The following is a 21,851-nucleotide window of genomic DNA, read 5'->3' as shown; positions in this document are numbered from 1 at the left end:
AACGAGCTGCATTTTCGTACGCCAAGTACAGATCGCTTACTATGTTCTTGGCTTGGCGTCTGCCTTCGGCTGGATACCATGCATCGGACCGGTCCTGGGGGCGATCCTCACGGTGAGCGCGGTATCGGCGAGCGTCGGGCAAGGCGTGACACTGCTGGCCGCCTACTCGCTGAGGCTGGGGCTGCCCTTCCTGGCAGCCGCGGCGTTTACCGGAGCGCTGTTGCAGCGTAGCAGCGCCTTGCGCCGGCTCGGGCGTCCGCTGCAAGTCGAGGCCGGCTCGGTAATGGTGCTCGCGGGGCTGGCGATCGCGACCAGACAGCTCTCGGCGTTCTCGTACTGGCTCTTGGACACATTCCCGGCACTCGGTGAGATCGGCTAGCACTACGCTGCGACCTCGCGCAGGTCTGCATGACCAGGAGTCAATCATGAGCCCAAGAAGCGACGTTGCTCATTGGCGCCCTCGCCGTGCGGGGATATTGGGAGTCCTGGACAACCCCTTGGTCTTCCACTGAACTCTCCTCCCTATGAGACTAAGCGTGAACGAGTTTTTTGCGACCCGGCATCGCAAATGCGTCCCGATTATTGAATGTCAACAGGCCCTAGCTGGGTTGGCTTTGGCTTAAGCCCTTGTTCGAAAATGTTTCGGTCAAATTCGGCTATGACAACCGCTACGGATTGATCGACGCCAACGGCTGCGGCGAGTCTCCGTTCATGAAGATCCTCAGCGGAGACCTCGAGCCTACCTGGGGAACGTCTCCACGAACGCCAACGGGCGTCTCGGCAAGCTGCGCCAGGACCAGTTCGGGTTCGAGGACCACACCGTGCTGGAAACCATGCCCATGGGCACACCGAACTCTGGCAGATCAAGGAGGAACGCGACTGCCTCTATGCCCTGCCGGACATGAGCGAAAGCGACGGCATGAAGGTGGCGGACCTGGAAATCCGTTTCGCTCCTCAACTGCCCTTGAATACTGGGTAATCTGCGCGCCGGGGTGACCGATATTCAGCAATCAGCAGTGAAGGCCATCGCTTGAACAGTAAACCCTCGCCCCAGGTTTACCCCACATTACTCTCCCGTTCTGCCATTGGCACATAATCGGTCAGCCCGTTGCCGGTATAAATTTGCCGCGGACGATTGATCCGGCCGGGTTGGGTCCGGATCTGCTTCCACCAGTGGGCGATCCAGCCTGGAAGTCGGCCGATGGCAAACATCACGGTGAACATGTTGATCGGTATCCCTATGGCGCGCAGGACGATGCCGCTGTAGAAGTCCACGTTGGGATACAGTTTGCGCTCCACGAAATAAGGGTCTTCCAGGGCGATTTCTTCCAGTTTGCGGGCAATATCCAACAGCGGATCGGGCTTACCCAAGGTCATCAACAGGCGCTCCGCGACCACGCTGAGCATTTTGGCGCGAGGATCGAAACTCTTGTACACACGATGTCCGAAACCCATGAGGCGTGCCCGGCTGTCCTTGCTCTTGGCCCGCCGCACGTAGTCCTCCGGCGTCACATTGCCTCGGTGGATGTCTTCCAACATGCGCAACACCTCCACGTTGGCGCCGCCATGCAAGGGTCCCCAGAGAGCGCAGACACCGGCGGCGCAGGAGGCGAACAGATTGGCCTGACTTGATCCGACCATGCGGACCGTCGAAGTTGAGCAGTTCTGCTCGTGATCGGCATGCAGAATGAGAACGAGATTCAGGGCGTCCCGCACTACGTCCTCGCACTCGTATTCCACATAAGGCTGGGAAAACATCATGTGCAGAAGGTTGGGCACATAGCGGAGCTTGGGATCGGGGTAGATGTAGGGCTGGCCCTTGGAATGGCGGTAGGAGTAAGCAGCGATGGTGCGTATCTTGCTGATGAGCCGTGCCGCCATCATGCGGAAGGTGACGTCGTCTTCCAGTTCCAGGTACTCGGGATAGAAACAGGACAGGGCGTTTATCATGGCGGATAAAATGGCCATGGGCGGCGCGGAACGGGGAAATCCCTCGAAGTGGTACTTCATGCCCTCGTCCAAATTGGCATGAGCCGTGAGATCGGCCGCAAAGCACCGGTATTCCTCCGGGCTCGGCAACCGGCCGAAGATCAGCAGCCAGGCGACTTCCACGAAATTAGGATCACTCCCGAACTGTTCAATGGGAATACCGCGATAGCGCAAAACGCCCCGGTCACCATCAATGAAGGTGATATCGCTCAGGCAGCTGCCAGTATTGGCATAGCCGGGGTCCAAAGTGATATAGCCGGTACGGCCCCGCAGTTCGCGAATATCGATAGCGCACTCACCTTCCGTACCGACGGAGACGGGCAGTTCATATGAGCGATCGCCTAGACTCAGCGTGGCTGTCTCTGACATGGCGATACCCCGGCAGACTTGTTGATAGACCACCTGTTACCCCGACGATATCGCAGTCGGTAATGGCGCCGGCCAACCGCACATATTCTCGCTGTCGCCTATCCGTATTACGTGGTCTCATATAAATGGGACCGGCAGAGCCTGGGAAGGTTCGGGGCACTACCCGCTTTCACAAAGGTGCGCTAGCCATCGTTCTGTCCCGTACTCAAAATCATCGATGAAGGTGATATCGCCCCAAGAATTGATTACATACCCGCTGACGCATATCAGGTAACTGGAAGGAAGGGCCAGCTCCAGAAGATGAGACAGCCGGCTAAGTGAAGTTTCTGTTCTACTTCCATAGCCTGACGGTGCGTGCGGGTATTATCCAGAATCACCGTGATCCAGTGGTATCCCAATTGGACGTAGCGCAATATGGTCAACACCAGCACAAAGACTCGCAATCAGTTTTGCTCTCGGCGCGGAAATCGGCGTGGATCGTGCCCCGTTGCAGGTCCACGGTGAGAAAGCCATTCAGCCATTTTCGGCGCCGCTCATCGCTTGGCACGGTCGGGACGGTATTCTTCGGTGCCCACGCGTAATGGGTATTCGGGACCGATTGCAAGGCAAATTCATCCATCGCCACCAGAACGGGGGTCCGCGCGGGCGACCTGTTGATTCTCCTCAGCCTCCTCCGTGGCCGGGTGCGGGAACGTTACGGGAGCTGGGACCGGTACATCGTCTGAGCAAAGTGCGCCTCGACCTCAGATAGGGCGCTGTCGAGCCCAACGATAGTGGGCGATGACCACCATAAGTGATGGCACCAGCAGCCATTGCAGCAATGGGGTCAGGCCAATGCCGGCGATCAGGGGCATCGTGGGCGCATAGGTCCAGTGGGCCATGTGATAGACGTTATGCCATTCGCTGAATCCGGTATAGACAACCCCGGCCGTCACCATCGGTATTCCGCCCCGCCACGGCACCCGTACCGGCCAGTCCCAGCTTCTCATTAGGGCCGCGGTACCCAGGAAGGCGGACGTACTGATCAGGACATCGCCCAGCGTGCAGTGGAGCACGGCGTAGACGCGGAATCCGAGGTCAGACGGAAGCTGGTAAAACTGCAGCTGCCCTATTTCCCAGACCACATGCAGGACAAGGGCCAAACCAGCCCAGTTAAATGCGAATGAAGCACTTTGCGGTAAGGTCTTCAGTATAAACATGGTGGCGAGGTGTCCGAAGAATGAAGCGGAGCTGAGCTTGTCCAACAGCGCGGGGAAAACGTCCGCCAGTCGGTTTAGATACTGCACCTAAGCGATATAGCCGGGCAGTGGGGGAAACCCCCGTCGCGCCCATAGCGGTCGGCCTGATTATCGAGTGCTTTGATCTCGCATGGCTATGCAGAATGCCGCACAGTGAGAGGGTTCGTCTGTGAAGCGAAGACCGGCATAGGGCGCAAAGCGTTGAACAAGTATCCCAAGCTCTTCGCGGTCGTGTTCGCACACGATCGGATACAGAGTGATAAGTTGACATTGCCAGTCCATCATCGCCGTCCCTTAGTGGGGTGTTGCCGAACATCCCTAGAGGACTCTTCGGGCGGGCTATTTCTTTATTAATCAATTCTTTCTTAATTCCCATCTTAATTCAGGCCAAGGCCTGGCCTGCCGGCTACTGGTCACCCTGTGCCAAGGCCGTGAGCGAGCCGCCGGTTTTGCCCTCGACGTCCACCCAATAATAAGGCAACCCCAAAGCCTCCAGCCAAGCTGGACCCTCACGCTCCTTGAGCATGGCGATCGTCGCGGCGCTGCCCGCGACGACGCACAGATCGCCGGCCACGCTGACCGAGGCCATGTACCGCACCGGCCAGCCGGTTTTGGGGCTGAGCACATGGCCGTAATACACGCCGTCTAGCACGATGCAGCGTTCGTAGTCGCCGCTAGTGGCCAGCGCGCCTGTGTGCAACAGGAGCGTTTGTATGATCGCACCCGGGCGACGGGGGTGCCGTATACCGATCCGCCACGGACTCCCGTCCGGATGCGGACCGATGATCCTGAGGTCGCCGCCCAGATTGACGATGCCATGACGCACGCCCACTTCCCAACACAGCGCGGATGCACGATCAACGGCGTAGTCCCTGACTATGCCGCCGAAATCGATCTCCATGCCGGGCACCGGAAACTCAAGCACTGGCGGTATCCAGCGAACCCGATGCCAACCGACATTGCCGACCAGGACCTGGACTTGGGCCGGATCCGGCAGTTTGCCAAGATCGAAGTGCCAGGCGCGGCGCAGGATGCCGGAGGTGATGTCGAACAGTCCGTCGCTCTCGCGATAGCAGGTGGCCGCGTAATTCAGCAATGCCGCGGTTTCCTCGTCCACTGAGAGGCGACCGCCGGTGGCGGCCACGCGATTGATGGCGGAGAGAACACTGTCGCCGCGGTAGCGTGAATAGCGCGATTCCAGTCGCTGAACATCAGCGATGACTCGCCTTAAGATCCGGTTGGCCTTGGCGTGACTTTCGGCATAGAGCTGAAGCTCGCATGGCGAACCCATCGCCTGGAATGGATGACGGAAAAATTTCTTGATTCCGATCAGAATGCCAAGCTCCAAGTGGCGAGGAACGAATCTTTACGCTCGAGCTGATAGCCGTTGATATCTTCCTCCACGAGTTAGCCACTCAATAGCGGAGCAATTGTCTTTGAACAGCGATCACCTTCAGGGATTCGCCAGACTCCGTGCTGTGGATATGGCCGCGGTTGGTCTCGAAGAGGTATGAATATTGACCAATACGGCTACTGAGCGCCCTCGGCCATTTGCCGGTGCATCTTCGCCATTTCCAGGCTTTCCGCCGCGGATCGGGTATAAAGGTCGATCAATCTTTCACAATGAACATCGAATCCGATGTATCCCTTGCCGTACAAATAGGGTTTTGCTCGGTAGTCGCTCAGGATTTTCTTATGCTCTTCCGCTTTTTCCTCCAGCATCTTGGCATCCTCCTCATAATGGGCTGCAAGCGCCTCGTGATCGGCGGCGGTTTTGGCGCTTTGCATTAATGTCTTGACTTCCTTGGTATGCGGGGTATGCGGTAACGGCGTCGTGCACGCCATAACGGCAATCGAGACGAAAGCCAAAACCCAGGATAGTTTCTTGTTCATAATACGCTCCGTTAGATCGTCGGTCGTTGATAAATAAGAGAAGCATTCAATCGATCATCAAAATCCGCGCTTGCAGCTGGGCAAAATCACCTCCTTCACCTCACTCATTTCCGAAAGCCGTCATTCTCTCGATAGGTCAGTCTCCTTCTTACCCGTCGAATGGCGCTTTCTTTCATCAGGGCATAAATCAGGAATGGCGATCAGGATCAGCAGCGTCGACGAGGCCATGCCGCCCACCATGGGCGCGGCGATGCGACGCATCACCTCGGAACCGGTCCCCACGTCCCACATGATGAGAAGTAATCCCACCATAATGGCGACCACCGTGTGGAGGCTGAGCCCGGAGGCTGTGGGCAGCCAGAGGGCCGCGAAACTGAGGGTGAGGTCGGGCAAGGTCCCCTCCTGCGAGGGGAGTCGCCGCCATCGCCTCGGCGCGCGCCCTGATCTGGGCCAGGCTGGGATTGTCTTCGAGAGAATAGCGACCGTCTGCTCGTGCGTGATGAGTTCCTCTCCCTCCGGATGATAGGCAGCGAGGACGTGTAGCGGCGAACAGAAACGGCTTAGGAAAAGACCGACGGTCGACCAACGTCGATACGCCGGTAGGAAACCGGTACACAACAGACATGAAAAACCCTCCAATCAGGAAAAGCGCAAAAACGGCTTTCTGACGTGGGAGGGCTAATTCAACAGACTACAGAATTGATAGATGAGCGGGACTCGCCGTCTTCGAAGCAGAAAGTCGGCAGAATGGGGATATGGCGGGCCTTGCTTGAAGCTAACCAGCAGGAAGGTGCAGAAAAACGTCAGAGCTAACCCAAGAAAATCAAACGAGAGCTTGAGTTTTTCTATCAGAAGGCTGTCTTTTCCGCCTGCCAACGCCGTATAACAAATTTTGTTGGCGCACTCCTCCAGGGCGGGCATGTACTTCGCCATATCCATAGGCGCCTTGGCGGCCTTTTGGGCGCAATCGGCCATGGCCACATGCGCCGAGGGCGGTGGCTTGATGCAGTACATATAGAGCGTAGAAGAAAGCCACGCCACCAGGACGAAAAGCGCCACGGCGCGCACCCAGCCTTGGTTTCGCGGGTATCTCAAACTCCGCAGTGTTAGAACTTCCATGGATTTCAAGCTAGCATCCCTGGATAGTAACGTCAACGATGAGGATTGTTGACTACATTTTTGGGGTTTCGTGTTGACAACCGATTCAGCGGAATTTACGCTGAACTGTAATTTCAGAGGATGAGATCGACGGGTGTTGAAATTCTTCCGCTACCAGCGCAATCGGCGATTGCTCCACGGCGTGATTCTATTAGTCATCACGGCATGGTTGGCGCTGTCGCTGACTTCCGCGTGTGCTTTCCCGCCGCAGTACTATGCCAAGGCCAGTCCGTCGGATTGCATGTCCGCCATGGCCATGGAAGAACACTCGTCCGACGAACACACCGCTTCGATGCCGGAGGATTGCCTCAAGTCCTGCTTGACCGATCAGGCGAAGAATGGCTTGGGCTTGACCGGCGACGTCTCTAAGGCGTTTTCATCCTTGCCGCTGCTTCTCTGGGCTTTCGCCTACGTCCTTCTGCTCCCTCTCTCCCCAGCGGGTTCCTATCCGCGCCGGCGCCTGCTCCCGCCCTACAAACGCATACCCCTCATCTACCAGTTCTGTTCTCTGCTGAATTAGCCAGCCCTCCGCCAGCCAAGGCCGTTTCCGTCGGGTGATGTTCACCCGGGGCGCCATAGCGCCCCGTTAAAACCGCGTTCGCGTCGGCCTCCCGCGCTTTTCGCGGGGCTTGCCCAAACGGATCGGAATTCGGCTTCGTCTACCGGCTCGTTATCGAGTCATCCCGATGGCCTGTCCATCGGCCGTCGACTCCAGTCAGGATTTCGAGGAGCACTACGCATGAGAACGATGTGGTCATTCATACTGGGCATCGCTTTGATGACCTCCACGGGGTTGCTGTTCGGTTGCGCCCCCTCAGGTGCTGCGTTCAAAACGCAGGAACTGACGGCTTTCGATATCGAAGCCGCCGTAAAAAACGCCAGAACCAAAACGGACCATGAAAGCATCGCGGCTTACTACGAACGAGAAGCCAAATCCTACCAAGCCAAAGCCAAGCGCCACGAAAGAATGAGCGAGACTTATGCTCACATCGGTTTTGTGAAAGGGGAAAGCCCTATCCATACGAGCCGGCATTGTGATCGCCTGGCCCGGACCTATCGGGAAGCCGCGGAAAAATCACGGTCCTTGGCCCGCCAGCATCGACAGCTGGCGGAGGCGACGAACTGAAGAACCCAATCAAGGTTTTGGTTGCGGCGGCTGCGGAGGGGAGAATGTCGAAGGCAAGAAGGAAGAAGCGAGTGTATTTTCTCATGGGTCTATTCCTGTCGTGGGTGGGATCGGCACGGGCACTTCCTCCTCCCGGCCTGGCGGGCGAAGGTGACCTACCTTCGTTTACACCTACTCACAAGACGGAAAGCGCCGAAACGGAAGAGGCGCCATGGCTGGGCGAAGCCTTGGCGCTCGAGAAGGTGCTCGCCTATGCTCAGGAACATAATCCCGCCATCCAGGCAGCAAAAAGCCGCCTTTCGGCGGCCAGGCAAGTGCCCGACCAGGCTTCCGCCTACGAGGACCCCACGGTGAGCTGGGAAGCCTGGAACGCGCCCGAGAACTTTCGTATCGACCAGGCGAATAACAATATCATCCGCCTCTCCCAAAAGATCCCCTTTCCCGGCAAGCTCCGCCTGAAGGGCGAAATCGCGTCCAAGGAGGCGGAGCGGATGGAGGCGGAGCTGAAGGCCGTGGAGATCGACATCGTGGCCCAGCTCAAGAAGGCCTATTTCGATCTCTGGCTGGTGTACCAAAACCTGGAGGTCTACCGCCGGGATCGGGAACTGGTGGCGCAGTTCGCCCGCATCGCCGAACAAAAATACGCCGTGGGCCAGGTCTCCCAGCCGGACGTGCTGCGGGCCCAGGTGGAGCTGACGCGCTTGATCAACCGGGTGACCACCGAGACCCTAGCGCTGGGCAAGGCCCGGGCGCGGCTCAATGCGCTCCTCAGCCGTCCCCCCGAAGCTCCCTTGGGGATGCCCCAAAGCCCGCCCGCGCCCGCCGTACCGTACGCCATGGCGGAGCTGGAAGCACTGGCGCTCGCCAACCGGCCGGAACTTCTCGCCCAGATCAGGACCTTGGAAAAGGAAGGTTTGGCCCGTGATCTGGCCCGCAAGGCCTACTATCCGAACTTCGAGGTCTCCGTGAGCCGCTTCGAGAACTTCGGTCAACGCAACGGCTTCGGGGTCGGCGTTTCCGCTTCCATTCCCCTGGTCTTCAAATACAAGTACGACGCCGCGGTAGGGGAGGCCACCGCGAATCTGCAGACGGCGCAAAGCGAGCTTTCGCGTCTTCGGGATCTGTCCCTGTTCGAGGTGAAACAGGCCTTCGTGGAGCTGCAGACCGCCCTGGAGCAGCTCGATCTCTTCCTCCACACCCACATTCCCCAGGCCGAACAGGCCCTCGAGGCCTCACAGATCAGCTATCAGACCGGCGTGCTCGATTTCCTCTCGCTGATCGACAGCGTGCGCGCCGTTGAGCAGGTCCATCTCGAGCACCTGACCGCCGCGGCGAATTTCGAGAAGGCTTGGGCGGACTTGGAGCGGGCCGTGGGTCAGGAATTGGCCAGAACCGCTTTGCCGGGAACGAAACGAACCCGCGCAACGGGCCCTGAAGGGGCAAGGCCCAGCGGTGGGGCGGGCACCGCTTTGTCGGAACCTTTTGCCCGGAGCACAACGGGACGTGCGCAGCATGCTCACGGAGCCCAAACCACGGAAGGCCTGCCTCTACAAAACCCCGCGAAGCCGCGGAGTCCAGGAAGGGGGGTCAGCGATGAGAGACCGTAGAACGCTTTGGGCCTGTCTCCTGGCCTTGGCCTTGGCGCTTCAATCATTCGAGGGAGGAGTCAAAGCCGCTCCCGACGAAGCTCAGCCCGGCGGTAAAGGGCGCTCTTCTCCCGTGATGCCGCAACAGGGACCTGTCCAACTCAGCCCGATACAACGACAGCTCATCGGCGTCACCTACGGAACGGTCACGAAGAAGCCTTTGGTTAAAGTCATCCGGACGGTGGGCCGCGTGGAATACGACGAGCGTAAGCTGGCCGAGGTGACGCTCAAGATCTCCGGCTGGATACAAGACCTCGTGGTGAACTCTACCGGCAGGCTCGTCAAGAAAGGACAGCCGCTCCTGACCATTTATAGTCCCGATCTGGTGAGCGCCCAGCAGGAGTATCTGTTGGCGCTCCGCACCCGGGACAAGCTCAAGGACAGCCGCCTGCACGAGGCGCTGGAGTCGGCGGAATTCCTGGTCGAGGCCAGCCGTAACCGCCTGCTGCTGTGGGACCTCACGCCCGCTCAGATCCGGGCCTTGGAGCAATCGGGCAAGCCGCAGTTTCACCAGATTCTTTATTCCCCGATCACCGGTTACGTCATCGAAAAGGAAGCCTTGCAAGGGCAGCGGGTGGAGCCGGGGACCACCCTGTACAAGATTGCCGATCTCTCCACCGTCTGGGTGAAGGCGGCGATCTACGAATACGAACTGCCCCTCATCCGCGAGGGGCAAGAGGCCGCCATCTCGCTGGCCTATATCCCTGGGGCCGTCTGGCGGGGGACCGTCGATTACATCTATCCCTACCTGGAGACCGAGACCCGCACCAACCAGGTGCGGTTCGTGTTTCCGAACCCCGACCATAAGCTCAAACCGGGCATGTACGCCAATATGGAACTGAAGGCCGATTTGGGCGAGAAGCGGGTCGTGCCCGAGAGCGCCGTGCTCCACTCCGGGGTGCGCAACCTGGTCTTCGTCGATCGCGGCGAGGGGCGCCTGGAGCCGCGCGAAGTGACCTTAGGGATGCAGACGGAGGGGTACTGGGAGGTCCTGGACGGCCTTGAGGAGGGAGAGCGGATCGCATCGAGCGGCAATTTCCTCATCGATTCCGAGAGCAAGCTCGCTGCGGCGGAGAGCATGATGGCGATGATGGGGCAAATCGGCATGGGGGACTGGAAGATGGAGAGCGCCAAGCCCATGGAGATGGGCGGGGGAACACCTGCCGCTGGCCCCCAGGAGAAAGCCATCGGTGACCTGAGACTGCGTATCAGTACCCAACCCGAGCCGGCCAAGGTGGGTGAGAATGCACTTCGCATTGAAGTCAAAGATGCCCGCGGTCAGCCCGTCACCCATGCCGCGCTCGCCGTCGAATACACCATGGACATGCCGGGCATGCCGATCGACAAGGCGGAGGTCCGCCACATTGGGGACGGTGTCTACGAGACCCAAGTCCGGTTCACTATGGCCGGCCCCTGGGGCGTGACGGTGAGCCTCCGGCAGCCGGGTCAGGCCGAAGTCCGAGAGCGCTTCACTATCAATGCCAGCCTCGAGGAGGCGGAGGCCAAGAAATCCATGGAAATGGGAAGCGCAAGGCCCATGGAGGAGGAAATGGGCGCTGCGGTACCCCAAAAGGAAAAGCCCGCGGGCGAGATCAAGTTGCGCCTCGGTACTCAGCCGGAGCCGGCCCAAGTGGGCGACAACACCCTTCGCATCGAGGTCCGGGACGCCGGTGATCGGCCGGTCACCGGCGCCACAGTGGCCGTGGAGTACACCATGGACATGCCGGGCATGATGGTCGACAAGGCGGAGGCCGTCCCGATCGGGAAAGGTGTTTACGAGGCCAAGGTCCGGTTCACCATGGCGGGCCCGTGGAGCGTGACGGTGAAAGTGGAGCGGCCGGGGCAGGCCAAAGTCCACGAGCGCTTCACCGTCAATGCACACCTTCAGGGGGGTGGATCGTGATCGGCAAGCTCATCGAATACAACGCCAAGAACAGGTTCCTGGTTCTGCTCCTGCTCTTTTTCGCTTCCGCCTGGGGCCTTTGGGCGCTCTTGCGCGTGCCGTTGGACGCCATTCCGGATCTCTCGGATGTGCAGGTGATCGTCTACACCGAGTGGCCGGGCCGCAGCCCCCAGATCATGGAGGACCAGATCACGTATCCCATCGTCTCCTCTCTGATCGCCGCACCGCGGGTCAAATATGTGCGCGGCGTCTCCATGATCGGGGATTCCTTCGTCTACGTGGTCTTCGAGGACGGCACCGACATCTACTGGGCCAGAAGCCGGGTACTCGAATATCTGCAGGGGATCGCCCGGAGGCTCCCCGAAGGGGTGACGCCGACCCTCGGTCCCGACGCCACCGGCGTGGGCTGGGTATTCCAGTACGCGCTGGTGGACAAGAGCGGAAAGCATAGCCTGGCCGAGTTGCGCTCCCTGCAGGACTGGTATCTCCGCTACTGGCTTTCGAGCGTGCCGGGGGTGGCCGAAGTGGCGACGGTGGGGGGCTTCGTCAAGCAGTACCAGGTCACGGTCAATCCCCAGGCGCTCCTCGCCTATAACCTGCCCCTAGCGACCGTGATCGAGGCCATCCGCCGCAGCAACAACGAAGTGGGCGGCCGGGTGCTGGAGGTCAGCAGTGTGGAGCACTTCGTCCGCGGGCTCGGCTATATCCGCTCGCTCGAGGACATCGAGGACATCCCCGTGGGCACCGACGGCCAGGGCACGGCTATCCGGGTCCGCGACATCGGTCAGGTGCAGTTGGGTCCCGACCTCCGCCGGGGAATCGCCGAGCTCAACGGCGAGGGCGAGGCGGTGGGGGGTATCGTGGTGATGCGCTACGGGGAAAACGCCCTCACGGTGATCCGGGAGGTCAAGGAGAAATTGGAGGAGGTCAAGCGTTCGCTGCCGGAGGGCGTGGAGATCGTCACCACCTACGACCGTTCGAACCTCATCCGGCGCGCCATCGACACCCTGAAGGCCACCCTGAAAGAGGAAATGCTCGTGGTGGGCCTGGTCATCATCCTGTTCCTCTTCCATCTCCGCAGTTCGCTGATCCCCATCTTCACGCTCCCCGTTGCGGTGCTGCTCGCCTTCGTCCCTATGTACTATCTGGGCGTCCCGGCCACCCTCATGTCCCTGGGCGGCATTGCCATCGCCATCGGCGCCATGGTGGATGCGGCGATCATCATGGTGGAGAACGCCCACAAGCGGCTCGACGAGTGGCAGAGGCAGGGGCGGCCGGGCTCTCGCGAGCGGGTGATCATCGAGGCGTTCAAGGAGGTCGGCCCCGCCATCTTCTTCGCCCTGCTGGTGATCACCGTCTCCTTCATTCCGATCTTCGCCTTGGAGTCGCAGGAAGGCCGGCTCTTCAAGCCGCTCGCCTACACCACCATGTTTTCGATGGCCTTCGCGGCGCTGCTCGCCGTGACCCTGACTCCGGCACTGGCCACCTTCTTCATCCGCGGGCGGATCCACAGTGAAGAGCGGCATCCGGTGAGCCGGGTGCTCATCGCGCTCTATCAGCCCATCGTCGCCTTCGTCATCCGCTTTCGCAAGACGATGGTCGTCGCGGCGGTGGTGGTGATGGCCCTGAGTCTCCCGGTCTTTGCCAAGCTCGGTTCGGAGTTCATGCCCCCGCTCAATGAAGGCACCCTCCTCTACATGCCCACCGCCCTGCCGGGTATGTCGGTCACCCAGGCACGCCAAGTTCTCCAGACCCAGGATCAGCTGCTCAAGGGTTTTCCGGAAACGGAGATGGTTGCCGGCAAGATCGGGCGGGCCAACAGTCCCACGGACCCGGCCCCGCTCAATATGGTGGAGACCGTGGTGAACCTGAAGCCGCCCGAGGCATGGCGCACGGTGAAGGTGGAGCGCTGGCATTCCGGCTGGACGCCGGACTGGCTCAAGGCCCCATTGCAGCGGCTGTGGCCCGAGGAGCGGCCGATGACCTGGGACGAGCTGCTCGACGAGATGGACAAGACGCTGAGATTCCCCGGCATGCCCAACATCTTCTGGATGCCCATCCAGACCCGCACCGAGATGCTGGCCACCGGGATCCGGAGCGTCTTGGGCATCAAGGTCTTCGGTCCCGATCTCGAGTCCATCGAGCAGGTCGGCACCCGGATCGAGGCGGTGCTGGGCCCCTTGCGCGGCACCCGCAGCGCCTACTACGACCGGGCGGCCGGCGGCTACTATCTGGACTTCGACGTGCGGCGGGCCGAGGCGGCGCGCTACGGTCTGACCGTCGGAGATGTGCAGGATGTCATCGAGACGGCCATCGGCGGCAAGCACATCACCTGGACCGTGGAGGGACGGGAGCGGTATTCCGTCAATCTCCGCTATCCCCGCGAGCTGCGCGACGATGTGGAGAAGCTCAAGCGCACGCTGATCCACACCCCCGCAGGACCGCTCGTGCCCATGGCCCAACTCGCGGATCTCCGCTACTCGGTGGGGCCGCCGATGGTGCGGGACGAGGACGCCCAACTGGTCGGCTATGTCTTTGTGGACGTGGCGGGCCGGGACCTCGGGGGTTACGTGGCGGAGGCCAAGCAGACGCTGGCCGAACGGATCGCGCTACCGCCCGGCGTCCACCTCGCCTGGGCCGGGCAGTTCCAGTACCTGGAACGGGCGCAAGAAAAGCTCATGTTTGTTGTGCCCCTCACCCTGCTGGTGGTGTTCGTGCTGATCTACCTCAACACGGGCTCGGCGGTAAAGACCCTGATCGTGTTTCTGGCGGTGCCCTTCTCGCTGGTGGGCGCGGTGTGGCTCCTCTACCTCCTCGGCTATAACCTGAGCGTAGCGGTGTGGGTGGGCCTCATCGCCCTCGCAGGACTCGACGCCGAGACCGGGGTGGTGATGCTGCTCTATCTCGATCTCGCCTACGAGCAGATGAAGCGGGAAGGCCGGATGAAGAGCTTTGCCGACCTCCAGGAGGCGGTGATGCACGGGGCGGTCAAGCGCATCCGGCCCAAGATGATGACGGTGATGGCCATCCTGGTGGGGTTATTGCCCATCCTGTGGAGCTCCGGCACCGGCGCCGACGTGATGAAGCGGATCGCCGCGCCGATGCTCGGCGGGATCGTCACGTCGGCCGTGCTGGAGCTGCTCATCTATCCGGCCATTTATACCCTTTGGAAGTGGCGCTGGGAGGTAAAACCGGCCCTTGGAACTCAAGATTAGCACCATGGCTGTCCCGCCTCAGGCCATACCCATCGCCTGGAATGGCGTTGCGGTGGCTTTGAACGTCTATCTGGCGCACACCCGAAAGCGAATCTGAAAACGAGGCGGATCCGGTATCGAATGACAGGACCCACTAAAATAACGGGCTGCCGATCCGCAAAATAAAAATGGGGTGTGATGGAGACTTCAAGATTGATCGAACTGATTGACCGCTACAAGGCCGATCAGGAATCGGTGTACAACACGTGGTTCATCAACGGGGAAGCGCGCATGAAAGCCTTCCGTACCATACGGCGCGGGGTGCGCGATGTCGTGGACAGCATCGCCCATGGGACTTTCGGAAACGATTTCAAAGGTTCCTCCTTAGATGTGGTGTTGACCGCGATCACCGAACAGAAGGAAGTTTTCGAAGGTGCGGCCCATCCGTTCTACTGGAAACCCAAGCTTCGCATCCCCGACATCTATGAAAATGAGACGAACAAGCGCACGTTTGGCGCATTCCTCAACGCCTGTCTCACCACCACGCAGGCGGATCGGGTATTGGCCGAAATGAGCCGTCTGGCCGCGGCCCGGATCAAAGGGCTGGGGCCTGCGGCGGCCAATATCGTGTACTTTCTGCATCCCACCCTCGTGCCGCCCTTCAATACCGCCATGGTCAACGGCTTCAACGCCCTGTTCGCGGACAAGAAGAAACTCGGTTCCTGGGAGAGTTATCTCGCCATGCGCGAGACCATCATCCAGGCGAACGACAAGGTACGCAACCAGCTCTCCAAAGATCTCGGCGCATTTGCGGGTTTGCTGTATGAAATCGGTTCGGGACGGTTACCGATGCAGGGCAATGCCGAGGCCGTCCTCGCGACGGAGAAGGCCAAAGCCGAGAAAGCCGCCAAGGCTCGACATGCGGCGATCGTAGAGGAGCAGCGGGAAGAATCCGAGCACACGCGCATTCAACATCTGCTGATTACGATTGGGCGCGCCCTCCAATATGAAGTCCATGTGGCCCGCAATGACCGTCATCGCTCCTACGACGGTCAAAGCTTCGCGCTGCTCACCGTACCCGAATTGCCTCCGAAGGACTGGCCACAGGAAGTACTGGAGACGGTGGGTCTGATTGACGTGCTCTGGCTGAAACCAGACACGGGGGAGATCGTCGGTGCCTTCGAGGTCGAGAAAAGCACCTCCATCTACTCGGGAATCCTCCGATTGGAGGATTTGGCGCGATCGATTCCCGACTGCACGTGCGATCTTTATCTGGTGGCGCCGGATCGCCGCGAGAAGGAAGTGATGGCGCAATTGGCCCGCCCCGCCTTTCGCAACGCCCTGGCCGAGATCCCGATCGCCTTCATTCCGTTCAATGATTTGTGCGAGCACTGTAAAGCGATTTGTACCTTCGGCGAAGATCATTCCATTTTAAGAAAGATCGCCCGTACCAGGCCGTGAGCGTAAAACTTGGAGGGGGCCGGATTTATTCATCATGAGTTGAACGTCAGGTTGGATTAGCGCGGCTCTTCAGAGCCTTGGGCGAACCGCCTGCCGCTGAAACCCCATCCGACGAATCCCGCTCGTCGATCATGGATCGAACGACATCTCATCCGACGGGACAAAGGTCTCGTCAGAGATCACCGCTGTCAGGGGAGAATCGATATTCGCTCGCTCTCACTCCTTGTATCTATAGGATTTGCTCGGATTTCCACCCGGTAAACACCTTAGCACCTCCCTCTTGACCTTTGAGCAAGCTCCAAGGTGTAGGCTGCCATCGACGCGGTACGGATCGGCCCCTCGACGAGAAGTCGAGACGCGCGGCGTCAAAATCCGCGAAACCAGTAACAGGAGCGTAGAAATGATGACGAAACGCAAAATCGAGGTGTTCAGCGCCGGTTGCACGGTCTGCGAGGACGTCATCGAAATGATAAAGCGGGCCGCCTGTCCGTCTTGCGAGGTGACGCTGCACGACATGAACGACATCAATGTAGCCAAGCGTGCCCGAGACCTGGGCGTTCGTTCGGTGCCGGCGGTCGCCATCGACGGCCGGTTGGCCCCGTGCTGTACGGGGGCAGGCGTCGACGAGCCAGCGCTTCGCGCGGCCGGACTGGGCCAGTCTTTAGCCGACTCGCCCCGGCAAAGGACCGCCGCCCCTCGCCGGGGCGCCGCTTCTACCGGATTCTTTGGACCAAACGCTTGACCTTGGTGCCTACTCCAGGGTTTATCTTTTTTGCGTGGCGTTCCGTCGGTAGGAGGCAATTATGGCTTCCAAGATAGCCGTGCAACGCAGGGCTGCCATACCAGGCCCTGTCTTGTCTACATCAGGTGCATAGGTCGCTCAAAGCCGCCTACCGCTTCGCGTATTTGGAAAAATGGAACGAAAAGACCGGTTTTGTACTAACAGAGAGGTGTCATTATGAACACCGCAACGACCATTGAGTCTGCTCCACACTTCTGGAGCGAAGAACCTTCGAAAATACCGGGCCGCCGAAGAATCCGCGCGCATATCGGCGGGCTGCACTGCTCGTTGTGCACCGGCACGATTGAAAGGGCGCTGGGCAGGCTGCCGGGCGTGGACAAAGTCGCGGTCAGCTTGACTCATGAACAGGCGCTTATCGAATACGACCCGAGCGTGGCACGTGCCGAGGACCTACTGCAGACGCTCAAAGACATCGGCTACACCATCTCCGATCCGCGCAAGGTGCGTCCGTTTGAGGAAGAAGAGCGCGCACTGGTGCGCGAGCGTGGACGTTTCCTGACCGCACTGACCATGAGCATTGCCGCGATGGGGTTGGCCGGATACCCGGTCAGCAGCGCATGGTTCTGGCTATGCGTGTTTTCCATCGCGAGCCTCGTAGTATTCTCTTTCGTGGTCTTGCGTGCGTATGGTTTGGAGCGGGCGCTCACCGGATCGGCTCTTCTCGGCGCGATGGGCGCCACCGTCTATGCTCTCCAGTTGCGCGGCGCGTTCGGCGCGGCCACGCCGTGGTTGGCCGGAGCGCTTACGGTAGCGATCATTTTCGGCGTCGGCGGACATATCATCAACATGGCGGCCGCAGCGCTTCGGCGGGGAATCCTGAACCAGCATGTGCTGGTGGAGTTCGGAGCGTTCGCGGGGCTTATCGGCGGAGTGGTCGGCTTGGCCCTCCGATTCCCCTATTACCCCACGGCAGCGTTCTTTTCGGTCGGGGTCATGGTGCTCTCGTATCACATCTTCTCCGAGTGGCTGTCGCTCATCGTCAAGACCCGCAGCTCTCAGGCTGTTAAGAAGCTCCTGGACCTCGAGCCTGACGTGGCGCATGTCATCAAGGACGACAAAGAGCAAGAGATCCCGCTCGAACAGGTGCGCGTGGGCGACTTGGTGCGCATCCGCCCCGGCGAGCGAGTGCCGGTGGACGGCGAGGTGGAATCGGGGGAATCAGACGTGGACGAATCGCTCGTCACCGGTGAGCCAAGCCTCATCGAGAAACGCCCCGGAGACCAGACCATAAGCGGCTCGCTGAACGGTCACGGCACACTCCTCGTGCGGGTGAGGGTGGTGGGCGAAGAAAGTTTCCTGAGGCAAGTGATACGGAGCGTGGAGGATGCGCGGGCGCTGAAACCCGGCCTGTTGCACCTGGTAGACCGCGTGTTGCGCGTTTATACACCACTCGTGCTGCTCACCGCGGCGGGCGCGACGCTGTTCTGGCTGCTTGCTCCACTGGTCGTCGGAGACTCACCCGATTTGCAGCGGGCGATGTTCGCCGGCCTGAGTGTGCTCGTTATGGGCTATCCGTGCGCCGTCGGGATCTCGGCGCCGCTGTCGATTGTGCGTGGGGCGGGCGAAGCGGCCGAGCGCGGCGTGTTGATGCGTACCGGCGAGGCTTTTCAGGCCTTGCGGCGCGTGCAGCGCGTGGTTTTTGATAAAACCGGCACGCTCACCGAGGGACGCCCCGCGTTGCGGGAAATCGTCCCGGTGGAAGGAACGGAAGAAGAACTGCTCACGCTCGCAGGAGCCGCCGAGGCCGGGTCAGAACACCCGCTCGCGCGCGCCGTGGTGGAAGAGGCGTTTAACCGCAGCATCGCTCTGCCCGAGGTGCAGGGATTCGAGGCCGTCGCGGGTAAAGGAGTCCGGGCGCGCCTCGGCAATAGGAGACTCGTGATCGGCAGCCCGTCTTTTCTCACAACCGAGGGAGTAAACCTCGCACCCCAGGAAGAACGCCTCAAGGAACTTGAAGCGCAGGGACTCACGGTGATCACTGTGGCACGGGACGGCGAACTCCTTGGGCTGCTGGCGCTTGGCGACGCGTTGCGGCCTGACGCAGCCGAGACGGTGCGCCGTCTCCACGCGCTCGGCATCCGCACGAGCTTGATCACTGGTGATAACGAGCGGGCGGCACAACATTTCGCTCGTGCCGTCGGCATCGAAGATGTGCATGCGCGCGTGCTGCCAGCCGACAAGGCGGCGATAATCCGCAAACTTCAAGAGAGCGCGCGCGTCGCCATGGTCGGCGACGGCATCAACGACGCGCCGGCCCTGATGCAAGCCGAGGTCGGCATTGCCTTTGGCAGCGGAGCCGATATCGCGATTGAATCCGCCGACGTGATCATCCTCAACAAGCGGGTCAGCGCCGTGCTCACGGCTTACGAGATCAGCCGCTACAGTTATCGAAAGATGCTGCAAAACATAGTGCTCGCATTTACGTTCAACGGCATCGGGATCCCGGCGGCCGCGACAGGATTGGTCTATCCAATCTGGGGCATGGTCGCGATGGCGGCCAGCGTGACGTCGATCTTCATCAACTCCCTGTGGAGCCGCGGCACTTATTTTTTCCAGGCCATCAAGACGGTCGGGCAACTGTCACCGCATTAATGGGAGATATTACCCATGCTCAAGTCCATCACCTTTGAAGTCGTTGGTGATAATCGCCTCGTCTGTGAGGGATGCGAGCAGCGCGTCGAGCGCCTGCTCAAAGCTCTTCAGGGGGTGGGGCAGGTTCGCGCGCAGGTGCGCAACCAACGCATTGAAGTACTCTTTGACACGGCGGTTCTGGAAGCCGCTGCAATCACGGAACGTATAAGTAAGGCCGGCTATCAGACCAAAGTCGTCAGTTGAACTTCCGAAGCATGTCTATGTACGTTTCGAGCCGGACAAAGTGCACGAAGAGCAACTCAAGCAGGCCATCCAGAAGGCAGGATACACCATGCTGGAGACATAGGAGGGACGGCTCTACGGGCACAGCCGTTTACTCTGAACAAGTCGGGGCTGACCAACCGTGAGAGCTCCGCTCACCCTGTTTGCCCGACGGCAAGGCCCAGGCCGTCGGCCACGGTCCCTGGATTCCCATGTCGAATGGAGGCACCATGCAAGCTGACACTACCCCGCAAGAGGTGCTTAACAGATACCTGACATTGTCCCGGTCGGGTGTTGAAAGCGATTTCCTGGAGTGCTACCGGGAGGACTCCTTCCTGATCATGCCCAGCGGGGTGCGCCGTGGGCTGGATGGGATCCGCGCCTGCTATCGCCAATTGAATCAGGAATTGCCAAACGCTCACTACACCTACAAAGCCGTCATCGTAGCAGGACGTCGGTTTCCTTGAATGGTCGGCGGATTCCGACACCCACAGCGTCACGGACGGCGCGGACTCTTAGGTCATCCAAAATGGATATATCCGAGCGCAGACCATTCACTACACGCTCATTCCAAAGCGAGCGAACACCAAAACCGCGCGCCGTGCGAAATGAAGTTGAGATGGCGCTTGACCTTGGTGTTTGCTCTACAGTTTACGCTGAATGCCTTATAGGGAGGTATTTGTCATGTACACCATCGGCAAGCTGTCATTGCTGGCTGGAGTAAGCACCGACACGCTGCGCTACTACGAAAAGGAAGGTTTGATCACGCCGGCATCGAAAACGGCTGCCGGCTACCGCCTCTACGACGATGGAGCCGCGCGCCGTATCCGCTTCGTCAAGCATGCCCAGCACTGTGGCTTCACGCTGGCGGAGATTCAGGAACTCCTGAAGCTCAAGGCAACGGATCGCGCCTGCTGCCAGGATGTGCGCCGGCTGGCGATCGAGAAAAAGCTGCGGATCGCACACAAGCTCAGGGCCTTGCAGGCCATGTCGCGCGCCCTCGACGACTTGATCGAGCGCTGTAAGGACAGCGAAAAGCCGCTCGACGACTGCCCCATCCTGCGTGCGCTCGAGAACACCCTGCAGGAGGTGTCCCGATGAGCGTACAAATCGAGGTTATCGCCGCGCCGGGGTGCCAGAAGTGCGCCAGCGTACAGGCGGAGCTGCGCGCGGCCGCCGCGTCCGTACTGGGCGAGGACAACCTGATCTGGCGCGAGGTCAACGTGCTCGACGAACTCGACTACGCGGTGGCGCTCAGGGTGCTGACCCTGCCGGCCATCGCCGTGAACGGCGAACTGCGGTTTGCCTCTCTGCCGACTCCCGAGCAATTCCGGGCCATGCTGGCCCGCCTGGAGCGACGCTGATGGACGCCGAGGCGCTGCGGCTAGCGGTGGCGCACGCCGGGTTCGGCGCCCTGTGGGTCGGGCTCGTGACGGGCTTCGTGTTCAGTTTCAATCCGGTCGCGCTGGCCGCCATCCCCGTTTCGCTTGCCTACGTAATGAAATCACGCACGCCCCGCCAGGCGGTGGTGCTCGGCGGCCTTTTCGTCTTGGGCGTGCTTCTTACCCATGCAGCGCTGGGTTTGGCGGCCGGTTTGGGAGGTAGCTGGGTTCAACACCTGCTTGGCCGCACATGGGGGCTGATCCTCGGCCCCTTGCTGATTGCCCTCGGCCTGATCTGGGCGGGGTGGCTGCCGCTTTCGCTGCCGGCATGGGGGCTGCGCGCCAAGCCCGTGGCCGGAGCCTGGGGCGCCTTTGTGCTCGGAGCGGCGTTCTCGGTGGCGATCTGCCCATTCTGTACGCCGGCGCTGGTCGTGCTGCTCGGCGTGGCGGCGGGCATCGGCTCTCCCCTGTTCGGGACGATTCTGCTGCTGGCGTTTGCCCTAGGACGGGCAATTCCAATCCTCCTCGGCGCGGTTGCCGTAGGCTGGCTGGAAAATCTTTCGGCGTTGGGCAGGTTCCAGAAGGCCTTTGAACTCATCGGCGGAATTCTGCTGATCCTGTCCGGCCTATATATGCTCAATGCTTATTTCGTCGTCGTACCCAGTCTGGCGGCGTGAACAAGCCAGGCCGACTAGCTGATCGGAAGATCCGCTCAGCGGCGCTGCCAACTGTCCGGTTGAGCTATATGAGGCGCTGATCGCGCCGTTGTCCGATCATCACCGGCTTCCCTTGATGGTCTGCTGAAACTGCATGAAGGCTCCAAGGGCAATGGCCTCA

General features: G+C 60.4%; 20 protein-coding genes. 14 read left to right on the top strand and 6 right to left on the bottom strand.

Going from position 1 to position 21,851, the window contains the following annotated elements; translation table 11 throughout:
• Positions 1-10: 10 nt before the first annotated feature.
• Positions 11-379, top strand: a complete 369-nt coding sequence (locus B2A78_RS19965; RefSeq protein WP_077731807.1) for a cytochrome c biogenesis protein CcdA — start codon at positions 11-13, stop codon at positions 377-379.
• A 677-nt stretch (positions 380-1,056) separates the two neighbouring features.
• On the opposite strand, the gene B2A78_RS19955 is transcribed toward B2A78_RS19965, so the two are convergent.
• The 6 genes from B2A78_RS19955 to B2A78_RS19925 form a co-directional block, all read right to left on the bottom strand.
• Entirely contained in the window at positions 1,057-2,358 is a 1,302-nt protein-coding gene (locus B2A78_RS19955) for a citrate synthase (protein ID WP_077731806.1), read from the bottom strand.
• 743 nt (positions 2,359-3,101) lie between these two features.
• The gene (locus B2A78_RS19945; protein ID WP_143735240.1) at positions 3,102-3,557 is read right to left on the bottom strand and encodes a hypothetical protein; all 456 of its coding nucleotides are present in this window, start codon (positions 3,555-3,557) and stop codon (positions 3,102-3,104) included.
• A gap of 445 nt (positions 3,558-4,002) precedes the next feature.
• A complete protein-coding gene (locus tag B2A78_RS19940) occupies positions 4,003-4,887 on the bottom strand; it encodes an FAD:protein FMN transferase (protein ID WP_077731841.1) in 885 nt (294 codons plus the stop codon).
• Positions 4,888-5,126: 239 nt separating this feature from the next.
• Positions 5,127-5,489, bottom strand: coding sequence for a hypothetical protein (locus tag B2A78_RS19935; RefSeq protein WP_240502608.1), 363 nt, complete (start codon positions 5,487-5,489; stop codon positions 5,127-5,129).
• A 120-nt stretch (positions 5,490-5,609) separates the two neighbouring features.
• A complete protein-coding gene (locus B2A78_RS19930) occupies positions 5,610-5,882 on the bottom strand; it encodes a hypothetical protein (protein ID WP_077731803.1) in 273 nt (90 codons plus the stop codon).
• Positions 5,883-6,167: 285 nt separating this feature from the next.
• Positions 6,168-6,608: a hypothetical protein gene (locus tag B2A78_RS19925; protein ID WP_143735239.1), complete on the bottom strand. Its 441-nt coding sequence runs from the start codon at positions 6,606-6,608 to the stop codon at positions 6,168-6,170.
• 133 nt (positions 6,609-6,741) lie between these two features.
• On the opposite strand from B2A78_RS19925, the gene B2A78_RS19920 reads away from it, so the two are divergent.
• From B2A78_RS19920 to B2A78_RS19860, 13 genes are all read left to right on the top strand, one after another.
• Positions 6,742-7,167 carry a hypothetical protein gene (locus B2A78_RS19920; protein ID WP_077731801.1) on the top strand — a complete coding sequence of 142 codons (426 nt, stop codon included), beginning with the start codon at positions 6,742-6,744 and terminating at the stop codon, positions 7,165-7,167.
• A 219-nt stretch (positions 7,168-7,386) separates the two neighbouring features.
• Positions 7,387-7,773, top strand: coding sequence for a hypothetical protein (locus tag B2A78_RS19915; protein WP_143735238.1), 387 nt, complete (start codon positions 7,387-7,389; stop codon positions 7,771-7,773).
• Positions 7,774-7,817: 44 nt separating this feature from the next.
• The gene (locus B2A78_RS19910) at positions 7,818-9,380 is read left to right on the top strand and encodes a TolC family protein (protein WP_077731799.1); all 1,563 of its coding nucleotides are present in this window, start codon (positions 7,818-7,820) and stop codon (positions 9,378-9,380) included.
• Positions 9,367-11,322, top strand: a complete 1,956-nt coding sequence (locus B2A78_RS19905) for an efflux RND transporter periplasmic adaptor subunit (protein WP_077731798.1) — start codon at positions 9,367-9,369, stop codon at positions 11,320-11,322. The genes B2A78_RS19910 and B2A78_RS19905 overlap by 14 nt, the downstream gene beginning before the upstream one ends.
• Positions 11,319-14,537 (top strand): CusA/CzcA family heavy metal efflux RND transporter, encoded by a 3,219-nt coding sequence (locus tag B2A78_RS19900; protein ID WP_077731797.1) that lies wholly within the window; start codon positions 11,319-11,321, stop codon positions 14,535-14,537. Before B2A78_RS19905 ends, B2A78_RS19900 begins: the two co-directional genes overlap by 4 nt.
• 192 nt (positions 14,538-14,729) lie before the next feature.
• Positions 14,730-15,977 carry a hypothetical protein gene (locus tag B2A78_RS19895; RefSeq protein WP_240502607.1) on the top strand — a complete coding sequence of 416 codons (1,248 nt, stop codon included), beginning with the start codon at positions 14,730-14,732 and terminating at the stop codon, positions 15,975-15,977.
• Between the two features lie 400 nt (positions 15,978-16,377).
• Complete coding sequence (locus B2A78_RS19890) at positions 16,378-16,719, top strand: thioredoxin family protein (RefSeq protein WP_077731795.1); 342 nt, start codon at positions 16,378-16,380, stop codon at positions 16,717-16,719.
• Positions 16,720-16,935: 216 nt separating this feature from the next.
• On the top strand, positions 16,936-19,371 hold the full coding sequence (locus B2A78_RS19885) for a cation-translocating P-type ATPase (protein ID WP_077731794.1): 2,436 nt from the start codon (positions 16,936-16,938) through the stop codon (positions 19,369-19,371).
• 15 nt (positions 19,372-19,386) lie between these two features.
• Complete coding sequence (locus tag B2A78_RS19880; protein ID WP_077731793.1) at positions 19,387-19,614, top strand: heavy metal-associated domain-containing protein; 228 nt, start codon at positions 19,387-19,389, stop codon at positions 19,612-19,614.
• A 248-nt stretch (positions 19,615-19,862) separates the two neighbouring features.
• Complete coding sequence (locus B2A78_RS19875) at positions 19,863-20,099, top strand: nuclear transport factor 2 family protein (protein ID WP_077731792.1); 237 nt, start codon at positions 19,863-19,865, stop codon at positions 20,097-20,099.
• A 217-nt stretch (positions 20,100-20,316) separates the two neighbouring features.
• Positions 20,317-20,733 (top strand): heavy metal-responsive transcriptional regulator, encoded by a 417-nt coding sequence (locus B2A78_RS19870; protein ID WP_077731791.1) that lies wholly within the window; start codon positions 20,317-20,319, stop codon positions 20,731-20,733.
• Positions 20,730-20,996, top strand: a complete 267-nt coding sequence (locus tag B2A78_RS19865) for a thioredoxin family protein (protein ID WP_077731790.1) — start codon at positions 20,730-20,732, stop codon at positions 20,994-20,996. Before B2A78_RS19870 ends, B2A78_RS19865 begins: the two co-directional genes overlap by 4 nt.
• Positions 20,996-21,691 (top strand): cytochrome c biogenesis protein CcdA, encoded by a 696-nt coding sequence (locus B2A78_RS19860; protein WP_205780842.1) that lies wholly within the window; start codon positions 20,996-20,998, stop codon positions 21,689-21,691. Before B2A78_RS19865 ends, B2A78_RS19860 begins: the two co-directional genes overlap by 1 nt.
• Positions 21,692-21,851: the final 160 nt, after the last annotated feature.

This window comes from Methylocaldum sp. 14B (assembly GCF_002005105.1).
Classification (GTDB): domain Bacteria; phylum Pseudomonadota; class Gammaproteobacteria; order Methylococcales; family Methylococcaceae; genus Methylocaldum.
This window is presented reverse-complemented; position numbering and strand designations above follow the sequence as displayed.

Coding starts and splice junctions, on each gene's coding strand:
- B2A78_RS19865 (WP_077731790.1), top strand. CDS start 20,730: ATGAGCGTACAAATCGAGGTTATCGCCGCGCCGGGGTGCCAGAAGTGC.
- B2A78_RS19945 (WP_143735240.1), bottom strand. CDS start 3,557: ATGTTTATACTGAAGACCTTACCGCAAAGTGCTTCATTCGCATTTAAC.
- B2A78_RS19925 (WP_143735239.1), bottom strand. CDS start 6,608: ATGGAAGTTCTAACACTGCGGAGTTTGAGATACCCGCGAAACCAAGGC.
- B2A78_RS19905 (WP_077731798.1), top strand. CDS start 9,367: ATGAGAGACCGTAGAACGCTTTGGGCCTGTCTCCTGGCCTTGGCCTTG.
- B2A78_RS19910 (WP_077731799.1), top strand. CDS start 7,818: ATGTCGAAGGCAAGAAGGAAGAAGCGAGTGTATTTTCTCATGGGTCTA.
- B2A78_RS19955 (WP_077731806.1), bottom strand. CDS start 2,358: ATGTCAGAGACAGCCACGCTGAGTCTAGGCGATCGCTCATATGAACTG.
- B2A78_RS19875 (WP_077731792.1), top strand. CDS start 19,863: ATGCAAGCTGACACTACCCCGCAAGAGGTGCTTAACAGATACCTGACA.
- B2A78_RS19940 (WP_077731841.1), bottom strand. CDS start 4,887: ATGGGTTCGCCATGCGAGCTTCAGCTCTATGCCGAAAGTCACGCCAAG.
- B2A78_RS19915 (WP_143735238.1), top strand. CDS start 7,387: ATGAGAACGATGTGGTCATTCATACTGGGCATCGCTTTGATGACCTCC.
- B2A78_RS19890 (WP_077731795.1), top strand. CDS start 16,378: ATGATGACGAAACGCAAAATCGAGGTGTTCAGCGCCGGTTGCACGGTC.
- B2A78_RS19860 (WP_205780842.1), top strand. CDS start 20,996: ATGGACGCCGAGGCGCTGCGGCTAGCGGTGGCGCACGCCGGGTTCGGC.
- B2A78_RS19870 (WP_077731791.1), top strand. CDS start 20,317: ATGTACACCATCGGCAAGCTGTCATTGCTGGCTGGAGTAAGCACCGAC.
- B2A78_RS19935 (WP_240502608.1), bottom strand. CDS start 5,489: ATGAACAAGAAACTATCCTGGGTTTTGGCTTTCGTCTCGATTGCCGTT.
- B2A78_RS19885 (WP_077731794.1), top strand. CDS start 16,936: ATGAACACCGCAACGACCATTGAGTCTGCTCCACACTTCTGGAGCGAA.
- B2A78_RS19880 (WP_077731793.1), top strand. CDS start 19,387: ATGCTCAAGTCCATCACCTTTGAAGTCGTTGGTGATAATCGCCTCGTC.